The following is a 14,491-nucleotide window of genomic DNA, read 5'->3' as shown; positions in this document are numbered from 1 at the left end:
CAGATGAAATTCGAGAAACCAGCCGAAATGAACCCGATCGACCGGATGAAGGTGGTTGGTCAGCCCATCCGCCGTATTGACGGTGAGCTGAAGGTCAGTGGTCAGGCGAAGTATGCCTATGAATGGCATGACCCTGCCGGACGATATGCCTACGGGTACCCTGTCGGATCCGCCATCGCCAAGGGGCATATCCTTGCCATCGATAGTGAGGCGGCTCAGCGGGCGCCGGGCGTTCTCAAAGTGGTGACGAGCCTTGATGTCGGTGATCGCGAAAAGGGAAAATTCAATACGGCCAAACTGTTCGGCGGCAGCGAAATCCAGCACTACCATCAGGCGGTCGCAGTGGTGGTGGCGGAAACATTCGAACAGGCCAGAGACGCAGCCGCGCTGTTGAAGATCGAATATGCTGAAGAAGCCGGATCTTTCTCTCTCAAAGAGGCCAAGCCATCAGCCGTGAAGCCGAAAGATGCGGGTGGTTCCGAACCGGATACATCCGTTGGTGATTTCGCCGGTGCCTTCCGTTCGGCGGAGGTGACGCTTGACGAAGAGTATTCGACGCCCGACCAGTCCCACTCGATGATGGAGCCGCACGCTTCGCTTGCTGCCTGGGACGGCGACGAGTTGACGCTCTGGACCTCCAGCCAGATGATCGACTGGTGGCGCGGTGATCTGGCTACAACACTTGGCATAGACAAGGAAAAGATCACGCTCATGTCGCCTTTCATCGGCGGCGGTTTCGGTGGCAAACTTTTCTTGCGCGCTGATGCAGTTCTTGCAGCCTTCGCGGCCAGGGCAATCGGACGTCCGGTCAAGGTGGCGTTGCCGCGTCCCTTGATGGCCAACAATACCACGCATCGTCCGGCCACCATACAGCGCATCCGCATCGGGGCGTCCAAAGACGGCAAGATTTCCGCCATCGGCCATGAAAGCTGGTCAGGCGACCTCGCTGGTGGTCAGCCGGAAGCAGCAGTGATGCAGACACGTCTGCTTTACGCTGGCGAAAACAGAATGACGGCCATGCGGCTTGCCACCCTGAACCTGGCGGAAGGCAATGCCATGCGTGCGCCTGGTGAAGCGCCGGGATTGATGGCCCTTGAGATCGCAATGGATGAAATGGCCGAAAAGCTCGGCATGGATCCCGTTGCTTTCCGAAAGCTGAACGACACCCAGGTGGACCCGGAAAATCCGGAGCGTCCGTTCACGCAGCGCAATCTCAATGGATGTCTCGATCTCGGCGCTGAGCGCTTCGGTTGGCAAAATCGCGGCAAGCCTGGGTCTCGCACGGAGGGCAACGTGCTGATCGGCATGGGTGTTGCTGCCGCCTTCAGGAACAACCTGCTGCTTCCATCTGCTGCACGTGTTCGGCTCGATCAGAGTGGTATCCTGACGGTCGAGACAGACATGACGGACATCGGCACGGGCAGCTATACGATCATAGCGCAAACCGCAGCGGAAATGCTCGGGCTTCCGATCAACCGCGTGGCTGTGCATCTGGGCGACAGCCGTTTCCCGGTATCTGCTGGTTCAGGTGGGCAGTTCGGTGCGAACTGTTCGACCTCCGGCGTTTATGCCGCTTGCGTGAAGTTGCGCGAAGCAATCGCTGCCAAGCTCGGCTTCAATTCGGCAGATGCCGTGTTCGAGGATGGCCAGGTGCGACTCGGAAACCGCGCTGTGCCTTTGGCTGATGCGGTTGGTCCCGAGGGTCTGACCGGCGAGGACGGGGTTGAATGGGGCGATCTCTCGGAGACCCATCAGCAATCGACCTTCGGTGCGCACTTTGTCGAAGTCGGCGTCGACAGGTTTACCGGTGAAACCCGCATTCGCCGCATGCTGGCCGTCTGTGCGGCTGGCCGCATTCTCAATCCGGTCACTGCCCGGAGCCAGGTTATTGGTGCCATGACGATGGGTGTGGGTGGCGCGCTGACGGAAGAGCTTGCTGTCGACGAGCGTCGCGGCTTCTTCGTCAACCACGATCTGGCAGGCTACGAGGTGCCGGTTCACGCCGATATTCCGCATCAGGAAGTCATCTTCATGGAGGAGGCCGATCCCTATTCGTCACCCATGAAGGCGAAGGGTGTGGGCGAGCTCGGTCTTTGCGGCGTGTCTGCAGCGATTGCAAACGCCATCTATAATGCGACAGGCGTACGGTTGCGCCATTATCCGCTGACGCTCGACAAGATGTTGCACCAACTGCCTGAGGTGGCATGACCTAGAGACAATGGCCCGGCCTATCTTCGGACCGGGCCATTGTCAGTGCTGAACTTTCACGATCTCCGGTGTCCACCCGACACGACCGTCAGCGTTTTTGCTCGAACAGCGCTTCAAATTTTTTGAGTTGTGGTTCCCGCAATTCACGCGCCTCATCGCGTGGCACGAACACTTTGAACATGGCGCGCCCTTGGTCGTTCATGAACCAGACGGAACACGAACGACGCCCATGGAAAGGTCGATCCACCAAAGCGATGCCGAAGCAGTTGGCCTTGCGGATATGTCCACCTATCGGGCTATCGCCGTGAATGTTGAACCAGCCATGGCTTTCGCTACCTTGTGGCAAGGGACCGTCAACTTCCAGAACGATATCGGACGTGTGGACAATGAAAAGAACATCGCCCCAAGAGGCAAGGTCTGACCAGACAGCGCCGAAATCTGCTGCCGGTAGCCGGATCACCGAACCAGCGGGAAGGACTGCGAGGACATCTGCAGGGCTGACGCCTGCCTGATCGGCCAGCGCTTCAATAACACCATCCGGTTTCTCGGCAAGCGCGGCACGTGCCCGCGCTAACCTTTCCTCATCAACAAGAGTATTGGCGCTCATGCAGCCTCCGCGCTTTTGCCGCTGCGGTCCTCATGAATAATAACCTCAAAGCCCTCGAAGTGCGGACCGGACAGATATTCCACCTTGCCTCGGTTCTGACCCGCACGCGCATGGGCCGCCCTGAATTGCTCGGATTTGGTCCAGGCAGTGAAATGCTCCGCAGTTTCCCAAACCGTATGGGACACATAGAGCGTGTGATCTTCTTGGCTGGCGCCCTTCAGCATATGAAATTCCATATAGCCGGGCATGGTTGAGAGATGCCGTTCACGCGTGCGCCAGATCTCTTCGAAGGCTTCTTCAAAGCCGGTCACGACACAGAAACGGTTCATGGCGATATACATTCTCGGTCCCTTTTAAGTGGTGTATTGCAGTCAAGATATATGTTGCCACGACGCCTGGGAAGTCCTAATAGTGGATTTTAACAGTCATGTTTAAGCGTGACTCTAAGTAGCAATCCGCACCCGGAGGATGATCGTGCTTCACCCGCGCATCAGCAGATTATTGTTGGCTCTCTTTGCAGTCCTGGCCAGCTTGAATATGACCGCTGCAGGCGCGCAAGAGAAAAAATCATTTCCGCAGGCAAAGCGGATCGTTTCCGTTGGAGGCACGGTCACGGAAATCCTTTATGCGCTGAATGCGCAGGAGCGGATCATCGCCGTTGATGCCACCAGCATCCATCCGCCGCAAGCGAGAGAAAAGGCGGATGTGGGCTATATGCGGGCCCTGTCTCCGGAAGGAATTATCGGGCAGAACCCGGACCTTATCCTGTTGCAGGAGGGTTCAGGCCCGCCGGATGCCATTTCCGTTCTCCGCGCAAGCGGCCTTCCAGTCGTTACAATCGCGTCAAAGCCGAACGCGCAGTCGGTTTCGCAGAAGATCCGAGATGTTGGAGCCGCGGTCGGCTTAGACACTCAGGCATCCGCCATCGCTGACAGGGTAGGCTCGCAGTTAGATGCTGCGATTGCCGAAAACGCCAATCGCACCGCTGCAAAAAAGCGTGTCCTGTTCGTACTGTCGCTCGCGAACGGACGTGTGATGGTGGGCGGTAAAGATACGGAGCCCGCCGAACTCATCCGCATGGCAGGCGGCATCAATGCCGCCGAGCAGGTTTCGGGCTACAAGCCGATGACAGATGAGGCGATCATTGCCGCCAAGCCTGACTTCGTGTTGGTCATGGAGACCGGAAATCATCGTTTCACCCCCGAACAAGTATTTGAATTGCCTGCCTTCAAGTCGACGCCCGCCGGAGAGGCACGTGCTCTTCTTGGCATGGACGGGTTATTGTTGACGGGGTTTGGTCCACGCACACCCGATGCGGTTCGCCTGCTGGCCGCGAAACTGTATGGTGGGAGCCAGTAAAGTGGTTGAAGCGGCGCTGCGGCTTCTGAAGCTTCAGGAGACAGGCGATCGGTCTCGCCTTGGCTTCTTTACGCTGGTCGGCCTGACGATCCTGCTGCTTGCAGCCATAGCACTTTCGCTCGCAGTCGGCGCCACGGGTGTCAATCTCTGGCATGTCTGGCAATATGTGAACGGGCAGGGCTCTTCTCTTGCATTGCAGGAGCGCGTCGTGCTGGAAGCCGTCCGTCTGCCGCGAACCGCCCTTGCGATGCTGGTTGGCGCAGGTCTTGCCGTATCCGGCGCCATGATGCAGGGCTTGTTCCGCAATCCGCTTGCGGATCCCGGCGTCGTCGGGGTTACGTCGGGTGCAGCTCTCTTTGCGGTGATGGGTATCGTACTCGGAGGAGGGCCGCTGCTTGCGATATCAAGCGCTCTCGGCAGCCATTTTCTACCGTTCATGGCATTCCTCGGCGGGTTGCTGAACACCTGGCTGCTCTATCGGATCGCCACCAGCGGCGGCCAGACCCAGACGGCGACGCTCATTCTTTCCGGGATAGCTGTCGGCGCCATTAGCGCCGCGCTCATGGGGGTGCTGATTTTCGTCGCAGACGATCGACAACTGCGCGACATCACCTTCTGGTCCCTCGGCTCGCTCAGTGGAGCGTCATGGGCGCGCGTTCTTTCTGTCCTGCCCTTTGTCTTCATGGTCGTCGCCATCACGCCGTCAGTTGCGCGCGGGCTCGATGCGCTGGTTCTGGGGGATGCAGCCGCGTTTCACATGGGGATCCGTGTGCAAAGGCTGAAGCGACTTATCGTTCTAGCCGTTGCCGCTGCCTGTGGTGCGACGGTTGCGGTGGCCGGTTCCATCGGCTTCGTGGGGATCATTGTCCCGCATCTTCTGCGAATGATCATCGGGCCGTCGCACCGCTTTCTTCTGCCAGCATCCGCGCTTGGTGGCGCTGTCCTTCTTCTGGTTGCCGATAGCGTTGCCCGTACTGTCGTCGCACCCGCGGAATTACCGCTTGGCATCATCACGGCTCTGTTCGGAGCTCCTGTCTTCCTTATGCTGTTGCTGGCGCGACGCGGCTCGGGGTCTGTCCTATGATCACGGTTCAAGCTTTGTCTGTCGAGCGCGCTTCGCGCTGTCTTCTGCACGACATCACACTGGATCTTCCGCGCGGAAGCTTCACCGCTGTCATTGGTCCCAACGGAGCAGGCAAATCCACTCTCCTGAAGGCGATTACGGGCGAAATACCCGTCTCCAGAGGCGCGATCCGATACGGGACCGAAGACCTTGCAGCGCTGGATGCCCGGGCTCTGGCGCAGCGAAGGGCCGTGTTGCCGCAATCCCTCGATATTTCATTTCCATTCACGGTGCTGGAAATCGTCCGGATGGGCGCAGTCGCCTGTGGAGCCATGGAGCCTGATCGCGAAGCGGAAAAGGCCTTGATGAAGGTTGGTCTCGCAGGTTTCCAGCATCGTCTCTACCCGACACTTTCCGGTGGCGAACAGCAGCGCGTGCAGTTTGCGCGCACTCTGGCCCAACTTCCCTCAACCATCTGGCAGGGTGAGCCCAGAGCACTGTTTCTGGATGAACCGACCTCCAGCCTTGATCTGCGCCATCAGATCAGCGTGCTGGAAATCGCCCGCCGTTTTGCCCATGACGGTGGCATCGTAATGGCCATCCTGCACGATCTCAATCTCGTGGCTGAGTTCGCCGATCAAGTCGCTGTCCTGGATAGGGGAAGGCTTGTTTCGCTTGGCGATCGTTCGGCCACATTGACGGATGAGGTTATTGCGCCGGTCTATGGGATGTCGGGGGTTGTTGGGCGACTGCCAAGTGCCGACGTGCCATTTATTCTGCCACAGGCGCGATATCGCTGAACCGGTGAACAACCGTCTTTTCGGGCATTCGGAGACATTACGAAAGAGCAGGGCGCGGCTCCCTTTCGAGCCGCGCCCCACTTGCTGTTTAGAAGCGCTGCGTCAGCGATATCTTGAAGCTGCGACCGGGTTCTGAATAGAATTCGCGGGCCTGCGTGTTGGCATTGCTGCGCACCGATGCGTAGTCGTAATAGGTCTTGTCGAACACATTGTAGACACCGGCATTGATGCGCAGTCCCTTTGTCTGTTCCGGCTCCCACCAGGCTGTCAGATCTACAAGGCCATAGCCATTCGTCGGGAAGTAGGTTCCGCCCTTACCATCGTCATCGCGGGATGCGCCAACGCCAATCAGGTCGACACCGACGCCCCATGTGGTGGTGTCGTAACCCAAGCTTGCCACCGCCTTCATAGGGGCCACGGAGCGGATGAACGTGTTGTTGTCCAGATCCTTGCTTCCCAAAGCAGCCAGGCTTGCACCAATGCGGAAGCCATTGTCGAATTTCTTCTGGCCGGACATTTCGAGGCCGTAGATTTCCGCGTCCGAGATGTTGCGGTACTGGGTAATTCCGCCTTGGCGGTAGTCGGAAAGGGAATAGCCAAGCGCAGAAGCCTCAGCAGCCGTGAGACTCCGGCTATCGATGAAGTTCTGATAGCGGTTGTAGAAGAGGCTCAGCCGCCCGCCGAGCCGGTCATCGCCCAGGTTCGCCCCGAGTTCGAAGCCCTGGCTGGTTTCGGATTCCAGTGAGGCATTACCAAGACGAAGATAGGTGCCTGATGCGCCGAAGCGGCTGTAAAGCTCACCGGCGGTCGGCGCCCGGAACCCCATGGCCCATTGCGCATAGAGTTCTGTGGCAGGCGCCAGATCGTAGGAGAGCCTGAGTTTCGGGGAGATGGCCGTGTCATCGAAGGAGCCGGGGAGGGACGGCTTGGACGCATTGCGAGCAAAGGCTGCCGTCATCTGCGGTTCGTAGCTCACCCAATCGAAGCGTACACCCGGTGTCAGGCGGAAACCGGATTGCCCCAGCACGATTTCATCGTCGATGTAAAAGCCGATACGATGACCGTCCACCTTGGGAGTATCAGCCTGGTTGGTGTGCAGGTTGTTGCAGGCGGTGGCAGCGCCCGTATAGACGCCACTGGCTGGCTTTGCCGGGCATGCGTCATAACCTGCCGAATATTGTTCGCTTGTCAGGCGAGCCAGATCGAAGCCGAATGTGAAGCGGTGCTCAAAGCCGCCCAGATCGAGGCTCTTTTGAGCGGCCCCGATCAGGCCAAACTCTTTCTGATCCGTCGTATTCTCGCGCCCAATGGCACCAATGATGCTGGTGGAGCGATAGCCCCTATACCCATCCATGATGCCTAGCTTCTGATAGTAGAGCGATGCCCAAGCTGTGTCTACGAAGCTGTCATCGCTTTCGCTCTCGAACTTGTAGTCGATTGAAGCGCGGTCGCGATCATTGTCTTTCTGCGCATCATAGTTGCCGGGGCGGTAATTACCGTTCACCGCCTGCAAAGTGCGCATGTCGGTGTCGCGGTCCTTACGGTAGCGCTCCAGGGTCAATCCAATCGTATGCCCATCGGACATTTCCTGACGCAGTTTGAAGAGGAGGTTGTTTTCACTGAAATCAGACGGATTGGCCTGCGTCCGCGTGGCACCATAATCGTCTACGTTGCCGGTTGTTTTCGTTTCATGTCCCTTGCGGTAGCTTCCCTGAAACAGGGCAGAGGTGCCGCCCATGCGGCCTGCGATGGCCGCTGCACCCTGCCAACTCTTGTCCGAACTGTCGTAGGTTGTCTTGGCAAGCCCACCCCAATTGCGACCTTCACCAATCAGATCTTCCGGTTCAAGCGTGCGATAGGCGAGAACGCCACCAAGCGCACCACCTCCGGCACGGCTGGAATCCGCTCCCTTCATGACATCGACCGCAGACAGAGCGCTGAAATTCACGGTATCGCTGCCGCCACTTGCGCCGCCACCGGTCAGGCCACGCGTGACATCGCTCAGGTAAGGCAGTGGAATGCCGTCGATTGTGGTCAGTACCCGGCTTCCTTCCAGGCCACGAATGTTTACAGCGCCCGTCGTACGATTGAAATTGACACCGGGTTCCGCGACCCGCCCCAGATCGGAAAGGCTGGTGATCTGCCTGGCGTCGAGCGCATCACGCTTCACCTCGCTGGTCAGCGGCGTATCGGTGGCGCTGCCTTTCGGAACTACCCGCCGATCGCCCTTCACACTGACGCGGTCCAGCACCGTTTCCGCGGCAGGAATGTCCTGGGCGAACGCAGCCGTCATGAGGCTCACGGTGATAACGCTGGTGCACGCGAGCAGGTGGTGGGCGGAGCGGGTAAGCATCATAAACCTCTTCACAGCAATAGGGAGCGCGCACGCAAAAGCGGCCGCGCGAATGGCACGTCGATGTCGAGAAATTCGGGCAGCTATCCGCCGCCTTATTCTCGTCGAATAAAAAACATGAATATGATTGTCAAGTTATTTGTCTCTCGGAGAAAGTTCATCACCGAAGCATGACGATTGCTGCAAACGGTTTCCGGGTGACGGCGTCGATCTCGCGTGAGCGACGCTCCCGACTGGCCCAGGGTTGGGTGCATCAGTAGAAATCTGTATGACATATCGAAATAACCTATTTGACAAGTTGCGCGATATTCCGCTAAATCTTGCATGACAACGATGGAGAAGCTCTCCACTCACTGCAGGTAGCTTATGATTATCACCGAAGTCTCCGCGCAGGTGTTCCGCACCACGACGCGCCGCCACTCAGATAGCGCCGGTCATGCGCATCCCGGTCCGCCGCATCAAGTCGAGCAGGCGATTTTGACCATACGAACTGAAGACGGGCAGGAGGGTCATTCCTTCACTGCGCCGGAAATCGTTCGTCCGCATGTCATCGACAAGTTCGTCAAGAAGGTTCTAATCGGACAGGATTACAGGGATCGAGAAAAGCTGTGGCAGGAACTGGCCCACTGGCAACGTGGTTCTGCCGCGCAGCTCACGGATCGGACGCTGGCTGTCGTCGATTGTGCACTTTGGGATCTCGCAGGCCGCGCGCTGAACACACCTGTATACAAGTTGATCGGCGCCTATCGTGACAAGGTCCTCGCCTACGGATCGATCATGTGCGGCGATGAACTGGAAGGTGGTCTTGCGACGCCGGAAGACTACGGACGTTTCGCGGAAACCCTCGTCAAGCGCGGTTACAAAGGCATCAAGCTGCATACATGGATGCCTCCGGTCAGCTGGGCTCCGGATGTCAAGATGGACCTCAAGGCCTGCGCCGCTGTGCGTGAAGCTGTCGGTCCGGATATCCGGTTGATGATCGATGCCTTCCACTGGTATTCGCGAACAGACGCCCTCGAACTTGGTCGCGGCCTGGAAAAGCTTGGTTTCGACTGGATCGAGGAGCCTATGGATGAGCAGTCGCTCTCCTCCTACAAATGGCTTGCGGACAATCTGGATATTCCCGTTGTCGGGCCCGAGAGTGCGGCCGGAAAGCATTGGCATCGTGCCGAATGGGTGAAAGCTGGCGCCTGCGATATCCTGCGGACCGGCGTCAACGATGTCGGCGGAATTACACCTGCATTGAAAACGATGCGTATGGCAGAGTGCTTCGGTATGGAATGCGAGGTGCATGGAAATACCGCCATGAACCTGCATGTCGTTGCGGCATCCAAGAACTGCCGCTGGTACGAGCGCGGTCTGCTGCATCCCTTCCTCGAATATGATGACGGGCACGATTACCTGAAATCACTCTCTGACCCGATGGACAGCGACGGCTTCGTTCACGTTCCCGATCGTCCGGGGCTGGGTGAGGACATCGATTTCGATTTTATCGCCAACAATCGCGTTCGCTGAGGTTGGCCATGAAAACAATCCTGGCCTTTGGTGATAGCCTGACCTGGGGTGCAGATCCCGTCAGTGGTTTGCGCCATCCCTCGGAATTCCGCTGGCCGAACGTGCTGCAATCCAAGCTCGGCGCCGGAGTTGAGGTCGTCACCGAAGGACTTGGCGGACGCACTACCTGCTACGATGACCACGCGGGTCCAGCCTGCCGCAATGGCGCCAAGGCGCTTCAAGTGGCACTTGCCAGCCATATGCCGCTGGATCTGGTGATCATCATGCTGGGTACCAACGACATCAAGCCAGCTCATGGAGGGCGGGCAGAAGCGGCCTATTCGGGACTGCGCAGGCTGGTGGAGATCGTCGAGACGTTTCCTTACAAGCCGCGCACGGCAAAGCCGAAGGTGCTGATCGTTTCACCGCCGCCCTGTGTTGCGGGGCCGGGTGGGGTCCCCGCCGGTGGCAGAAGCATCGCAGAGTCCGAGCGCCTGATGCCCGTGCTCCAGCAGGTGGCACGGGAAACCGGGGCGAGCTTCTTTGATGCGGGTTCAGTGATTTCAGCATCCGCTGCAGACGGGGTTCATCTGGATGGCCCGTCTACCGCATGTCTGGGAGCGGCGCTGGCGGATGTCGTCCAGCCACTTTTGTAACTGCTGTCTTTCCCGTGGAGGAACGGGTGGACGGATCGTTTTGACATGGCCCGCAGCGCATGCGGACAATTGGGAGGTAACATGAAACATTTCCTGGCAACTGCGGCGCTTGGTGCGCTTCTGCTCGGTGCGGCTCCGATTGCGGTTCTGGCGGAAACGCCCAAGGACCAATTGGTGGTCGCCACCACCATGAGCAATATTCTGACGCTTGATCCGGCGGCGATCACAGGCCGCGAAACGGTTCAGGTCCTGAACAACGTCTATGACACGCTCGTCATACTGTCGCCCGATGACCGTAGCGTAAAGCCACGGCTTGCAGAGCGCTGGGAGATTGCCGCAGATGGGCGCTCCATCCGGTTTCATCTGCGCAAGGACGCCAAGTTTGCATCCGGCAATCCGGTTACTGCTGCCGATGTTGCCTGGAGCCTCAAGCGTCTTCTCCAACGTAATCTTGCGCAGTCCTCGTTCCTGAAAACGCGCGGTTTCAAGCTGGATCAGGCAGACAAGCTTTTCGTCGTCGAGAACGATCAGACCTTCGTCTTGAACCTGCCGCAGGCGGACGACCCTGAACTGCTGCTGATGATTCTGGCTCAGAACGGCCCTGGCTCCATCATCGACAGCAAGACGGCGTTGAAAAACGAGAAGGACGGGGATCTGGGCGGCGCATGGTTGACGCTGAACTCCGCGGGCTCTGGCCCCTTTACCCTGACGCAGTGGAAGTCGAACGAGTACATTATTCTCACTCGCAACGACGCCTATTGGGGCCAGAAGGCTGCAATGCGCCGCGTTCTCATGCGCCATCTGCCAGAATCGCAGTCCCAGCGTCTGATGCTGGAAAAGGGTGATATCGACGTCGCCTATTCGCTTCAGGCGCCGGATCTTGCGGCACTGGACAAGGACAAGAACATCGTCATCCAGTCCACGCCCGGCTCCGGCTTCTACTACCTTGCCGTATCGATGAAAGATGAGCGGTTCGCCAACCGCAAAGTCCGGGAAGCGCTGCGCTATGTCATCGACTACAAGGGCATCAATGATGCGATCATGCCCTATTACGGTACGCTACATCAGCGCTCCTTGAGCACGGGTGTCATGGGTTCGCTGCCGGATCAGGGTTACACGCTGGACATTCCGAAGGCGAAAGCGCTTCTGGCTGAAGCTGGCTACCCCAACGGCTTCCAGACAACCCTGCGTGTGCTGTCTGAGGACCCGTTCCTGAAGGCCGCAACGGCTATCCAAAACACGCTGGGTCAGGCAGGAATCAAGGCTGATATCATCAGCGGATCCGGTGACCAGATCTACGGCGCCATGCGCGACCGCAAGTTTGAACTGCTGGTCGGTCGTGGCGGTGGTGGCCAACAGCCGCACCCGGACAACAACCTCCGATCCATGGCCTACAACCCCAATAATTCCGACGAAGCCAAGCTGACGAACTATCAAAGCTGGCGCACAAGCTTCTTCGATGAAAAGCTGAACAAGATGATCGAGGGGGCGCTTGTCGAACGGGACAAGGCAAAGCAGGCCAAGCTTTATGAAGAGCTTCAGGTCTATATGGACGAGCTCGTGATGCCGATCCAGCCATTCTCCGAAGTCATCGATACGTCCGCCTATCGCGCTGACGTGAAGGGAATGATTGTCAGCCCCTGGCTCTCGCGCTTCGAGGGTGTCACCAAAGCGAGATAACCCGCCTGTAACCTCCTCCCGGGCGGACATCGAGGGAGCACGTGGTGACACGTGCTCCCTTTCGCGTTCAATATGACCTTCTCTTGCTATAGTCTGTGGCGACCGGAATGGAGACCAGAACCGCATGCCGCATATCCCGATGATCGATTACGCCACTGCACCGGACCACATTCGGGAAGCGCATGATGAGGAAATCAGGCTTCGCGGGCGCATGACCAACATGAAGCGAACGCTTCTCCATTCACCACAGGCACACCGGATTTATGCAGAATGGTTCACCTTGCGGGAGGAGCTTCTGCCAGCGGTGGATGATCGCGCGATACAGGTGCTCTGCAAGGTCATTTCCGAAGAAGTCGGCTCAAAAATAGCCGTCACTTTCTTCCGGCGCGCGCTCATCCAGTCGGGTGCCGATCCCGATGAGCTGGAAATGCGCGAAGAGGATCGCTTACTCAATGACTTCGGGCGGGCCATCGTGCGCAACTCGAAAGACATCCCGCCGGATATCTGGGCCGCTCTCAAGATCCGATACCACAACAAGACGCTAGTCGACCTTGTTGCGCTGGCTGGCATCATGCTGGCGACGGCTGTCTTCAATAATGTCGTGGAAGTTCCGTTCGATGCCGAACTGGAACCCTTTGCAGCGCCGGATTGAAACGAAATCAGAAGGGCAGGGGCTTAGGCCCGCCCCTCATAGGCAAGGGAGGCCCCAACCAGTTCGCGAGCATAGGGATGGGTTGCGCGATTTTCCGCAATCGCGTCCCGCGGCAGGATTTCCGTCACCTCACCCTTCAGCATGACTGCAAAGCGGTCACACATATGGTCGACGACGGCCAGATCATGCGTGACCATGATGTAGGTAAAGCCGCGTTCCTTCTGCAGACGCTGCAGCAGATTGAGGATTTCTGCCTGCACGGAAACATCCAGCGCCGAGGTCGGCTCATCCAGCAGCAGCAGGGAGGGTTCAAGGATCAGGGCACGCGCAATGGCAACACGTTGCCGCTGGCCGCCCGAGAGTTGATGGGGGAAACGGTCGAGGAACGCGATCGGCAAACCGACATCCGTGATCGCCTTGCGCATGCGCTCTTCACGGTCACCAAGCTTGTGAATGACGAGCGGTTCGTGCAGCACGGTGCGGACCGATTGGCGCGGATGGAGCGACCCGTAGGGATCCTGAAACACCATCTGCAACATGCGGCATCGCTGGATAAGCGGGATATCTCTGACCGATCGATCGTCGATCAGAATCTCACCTTTCCAGAAATCGGTGAGCATGCTGATGCAGCGGAGAACGGTGGATTTTCCAGACCCGGATTCGCCCACAAGGCCGAAGCATTCGCCCGGGTTTACGCCGAACGAGACATCCGGCAGAACCTTGACGGCAGCAGGACCATCGCCGAACGAGATCGAAAGATTTTTGACGTCGACAGTAACGGACATCAGGCCTTTTCCTCCAGCCATTCCGGTTTGCGATCAAGCACGGCCAGGGGCTTGCGCGGGCCGCCTATGCGCGGCTGAGCCGCAAGAAGGCCTTGAGTGTAGGGATGTTGCGCGTGCTCAAGTTCACTTGCCTTCAGGCTTTCCACGACACGTCCCGCATACATGATGAGGACGCGATCACAGAAGTTGCGTACGAGATTGAGATCGTGGCTGATCATGATCAGGCCGATGCCTCGGTCGCGCACCAGCCCGTCCAGAATATCGAGAACCTGAAGCCGGACGGTCACATCCAACGCCGATGTCGGCTCATCGGCAATGACCAGATCAGGATCCGCCAACAACATCATGGCAATCATGACGCGTTGCCCCATGCCTCCCGAAATCTCGTGCGGGTATTGTTGGAAGACGCGTTCGGCATCCCGGATCTTGACTGCCTCCAGCATCGCGATTGCCTTGTCCCGTGCCTCGCTGCGAGTACATCGAAAATGTCTGAGATAGGTTTCAGCCACCTGATCGCCGACGCGACGGATAGGATTGAGCGAGAACTTCGGATCCTGCAGGATCATCGACATGCGCCGCCCGCGAACCTTGAGCATTTGCTTTTCGGAAAGCTGCAAAAGATCGAGTTCCTCGAAGCGCAAGCGGTCGGCAGTGATCCTTGAGCCGGGCAGAAGCCGGAGCAGCGCCCGGCCGACCGTCGATTTGCCCGAGCCGGATTCGCCGACAATGCCAAGCCGCTCTCGTCCGAGCGTGAAGGAAACACCACGTACCGCTTCGGTTTCCGCGCCTGCATAGCGGATCCGCAGATTTTCCACGTCCAATACGGTGTTCATG

Annotated in this window: 13 protein-coding genes; 8 read left to right on the top strand and 5 right to left on the bottom strand. The window is 58.3% G+C overall.

The genetic code is table 11. The features are described 5' to 3' along the window. Positions 1-3: 3 nt before the first annotated feature. A complete protein-coding gene (paoC, locus tag ASD54_RS21865; RefSeq protein WP_062556672.1) occupies positions 4-2,208 on the top strand; it encodes an aldehyde oxidoreductase molybdenum-binding subunit PaoC in 2,205 nt (734 codons plus the stop codon). A gap of 88 nt (positions 2,209-2,296) precedes the next feature. On the opposite strand, the gene hutX is transcribed toward paoC, so the two are convergent. Next, on the bottom strand, positions 2,297-2,815 hold the full coding sequence (gene hutX, locus ASD54_RS21860) for a heme utilization cystosolic carrier protein HutX (RefSeq protein ID WP_062556671.1): 519 nt from the start codon (positions 2,813-2,815) through the stop codon (positions 2,297-2,299). Beyond that, complete coding sequence (locus ASD54_RS21855) at positions 2,812-3,156, bottom strand: antibiotic biosynthesis monooxygenase (RefSeq protein WP_062556670.1); 345 nt, start codon at positions 3,154-3,156, stop codon at positions 2,812-2,814. Before ASD54_RS21855 ends, hutX begins: the two co-directional genes overlap by 4 nt. 163 nt (positions 3,157-3,319) lie before the next feature. On the opposite strand from ASD54_RS21855, the gene ASD54_RS21850 reads away from it, so the two are divergent. From ASD54_RS21850 to ASD54_RS21840, 3 genes are read left to right on the top strand one after another with little or no spacing between them, the layout of a single operon-like run. Next, positions 3,320-4,174: an ABC transporter substrate-binding protein gene (locus ASD54_RS21850; RefSeq protein ID WP_244484819.1), complete on the top strand. Its 855-nt coding sequence runs from the start codon at positions 3,320-3,322 to the stop codon at positions 4,172-4,174. Further along, positions 4,158-5,258 carry an iron ABC transporter permease gene (locus tag ASD54_RS21845; protein ID WP_062556668.1) on the top strand — a complete coding sequence of 367 codons (1,101 nt, stop codon included), beginning with the start codon at positions 4,158-4,160 and terminating at the stop codon, positions 5,256-5,258. The genes ASD54_RS21850 and ASD54_RS21845 overlap by 17 nt, the downstream gene beginning before the upstream one ends. After that, entirely contained in the window at positions 5,255-6,037 is a 783-nt protein-coding gene (locus ASD54_RS21840) for a heme ABC transporter ATP-binding protein (RefSeq protein WP_062556667.1), read from the top strand. Before ASD54_RS21845 ends, ASD54_RS21840 begins: the two co-directional genes overlap by 4 nt. Before the next feature lie 88 nt (positions 6,038-6,125). Here ASD54_RS21840 and ASD54_RS21835 read toward each other — a convergent pair whose 3' ends face one another. Continuing rightward, on the bottom strand, positions 6,126-8,393 hold the full coding sequence (locus tag ASD54_RS21835) for a TonB-dependent hemoglobin/transferrin/lactoferrin family receptor (RefSeq protein WP_062556666.1): 2,268 nt from the start codon (positions 8,391-8,393) through the stop codon (positions 6,126-6,128). A gap of 363 nt (positions 8,394-8,756) precedes the next feature. Between ASD54_RS21835 and ASD54_RS21830 the strand changes: the two genes are divergently transcribed. The 4 genes from ASD54_RS21830 to ASD54_RS21815 all read left to right on the top strand — a co-directional run bounded on the left by ASD54_RS21830 (position 8,757) and on the right by ASD54_RS21815 (position 12,872). Then, positions 8,757-9,905 carry a mandelate racemase family protein gene (locus ASD54_RS21830; protein ID WP_062556665.1) on the top strand — a complete coding sequence of 383 codons (1,149 nt, stop codon included), beginning with the start codon at positions 8,757-8,759 and terminating at the stop codon, positions 9,903-9,905. A gap of 8 nt (positions 9,906-9,913) precedes the next feature. Next, on the top strand, positions 9,914-10,540 hold the full coding sequence (locus ASD54_RS21825; protein WP_062556664.1) for an SGNH/GDSL hydrolase family protein: 627 nt from the start codon (positions 9,914-9,916) through the stop codon (positions 10,538-10,540). Between the two features lie 81 nt (positions 10,541-10,621). Then, positions 10,622-12,220, top strand: a complete 1,599-nt coding sequence (locus ASD54_RS21820; RefSeq protein ID WP_062556663.1) for an ABC transporter substrate-binding protein — start codon at positions 10,622-10,624, stop codon at positions 12,218-12,220. A gap of 124 nt (positions 12,221-12,344) precedes the next feature. After that, positions 12,345-12,872 carry a hypothetical protein gene (locus ASD54_RS21815; protein WP_062556662.1) on the top strand — a complete coding sequence of 176 codons (528 nt, stop codon included), beginning with the start codon at positions 12,345-12,347 and terminating at the stop codon, positions 12,870-12,872. Positions 12,873-12,895: 23 nt separating this feature from the next. On the opposite strand, the gene ASD54_RS21810 is transcribed toward ASD54_RS21815, so the two are convergent. Then, a complete protein-coding gene (locus tag ASD54_RS21810) occupies positions 12,896-13,657 on the bottom strand; it encodes an ABC transporter ATP-binding protein (protein ID WP_062556661.1) in 762 nt (253 codons plus the stop codon). After that, on the bottom strand, positions 13,657-14,490 hold the full coding sequence (locus ASD54_RS21805) for an ABC transporter ATP-binding protein (RefSeq protein ID WP_062556660.1): 834 nt from the start codon (positions 14,488-14,490) through the stop codon (positions 13,657-13,659). The genes ASD54_RS21810 and ASD54_RS21805 overlap by 1 nt, the downstream gene beginning before the upstream one ends. Position 14,491 lies beyond the last annotated feature (1 nt).

This window comes from Rhizobium sp. Root149 (genome assembly GCF_001427345.1).
Lineage (GTDB): Bacteria > Pseudomonadota > Alphaproteobacteria > Rhizobiales > Rhizobiaceae > Neorhizobium > Neorhizobium rhizoryzae.
This window is presented reverse-complemented; position numbering and strand designations above follow the sequence as displayed.

Excerpts from the sequence above, each read along its gene's own strand:
- paoC (WP_062556672.1), top strand. The coding sequence starts at position 4 with ATGAAATTCGAGAAACCAGCCGAAATGAACCCGATCGACCGGATGAAG.
- hutX (WP_062556671.1), bottom strand. The coding sequence starts at position 2,815 with ATGAGCGCCAATACTCTTGTTGATGAGGAAAGGTTAGCGCGGGCACGT.
- ASD54_RS21855 (WP_062556670.1), bottom strand. The coding sequence starts at position 3,156 with ATGTATATCGCCATGAACCGTTTCTGTGTCGTGACCGGCTTTGAAGAA.
- ASD54_RS21845 (WP_062556668.1), top strand. The coding sequence starts at position 4,158 with ATGGTGGGAGCCAGTAAAGTGGTTGAAGCGGCGCTGCGGCTTCTGAAG.
- ASD54_RS21840 (WP_062556667.1), top strand. The coding sequence starts at position 5,255 with ATGATCACGGTTCAAGCTTTGTCTGTCGAGCGCGCTTCGCGCTGTCTT.
- ASD54_RS21835 (WP_062556666.1), bottom strand. The coding sequence starts at position 8,393 with ATGATGCTTACCCGCTCCGCCCACCACCTGCTCGCGTGCACCAGCGTT.
- ASD54_RS21830 (WP_062556665.1), top strand. The coding sequence starts at position 8,757 with ATGATTATCACCGAAGTCTCCGCGCAGGTGTTCCGCACCACGACGCGC.
- ASD54_RS21825 (WP_062556664.1), top strand. The coding sequence starts at position 9,914 with ATGAAAACAATCCTGGCCTTTGGTGATAGCCTGACCTGGGGTGCAGAT.
- ASD54_RS21820 (WP_062556663.1), top strand. The coding sequence starts at position 10,622 with ATGAAACATTTCCTGGCAACTGCGGCGCTTGGTGCGCTTCTGCTCGGT.
- ASD54_RS21815 (WP_062556662.1), top strand. The coding sequence starts at position 12,345 with ATGCCGCATATCCCGATGATCGATTACGCCACTGCACCGGACCACATT.
- ASD54_RS21810 (WP_062556661.1), bottom strand. The coding sequence starts at position 13,657 with ATGTCCGTTACTGTCGACGTCAAAAATCTTTCGATCTCGTTCGGCGAT.
- ASD54_RS21805 (WP_062556660.1), bottom strand. The coding sequence starts at position 14,490 with ATGAACACCGTATTGGACGTGGAAAATCTGCGGATCCGCTATGCAGGC.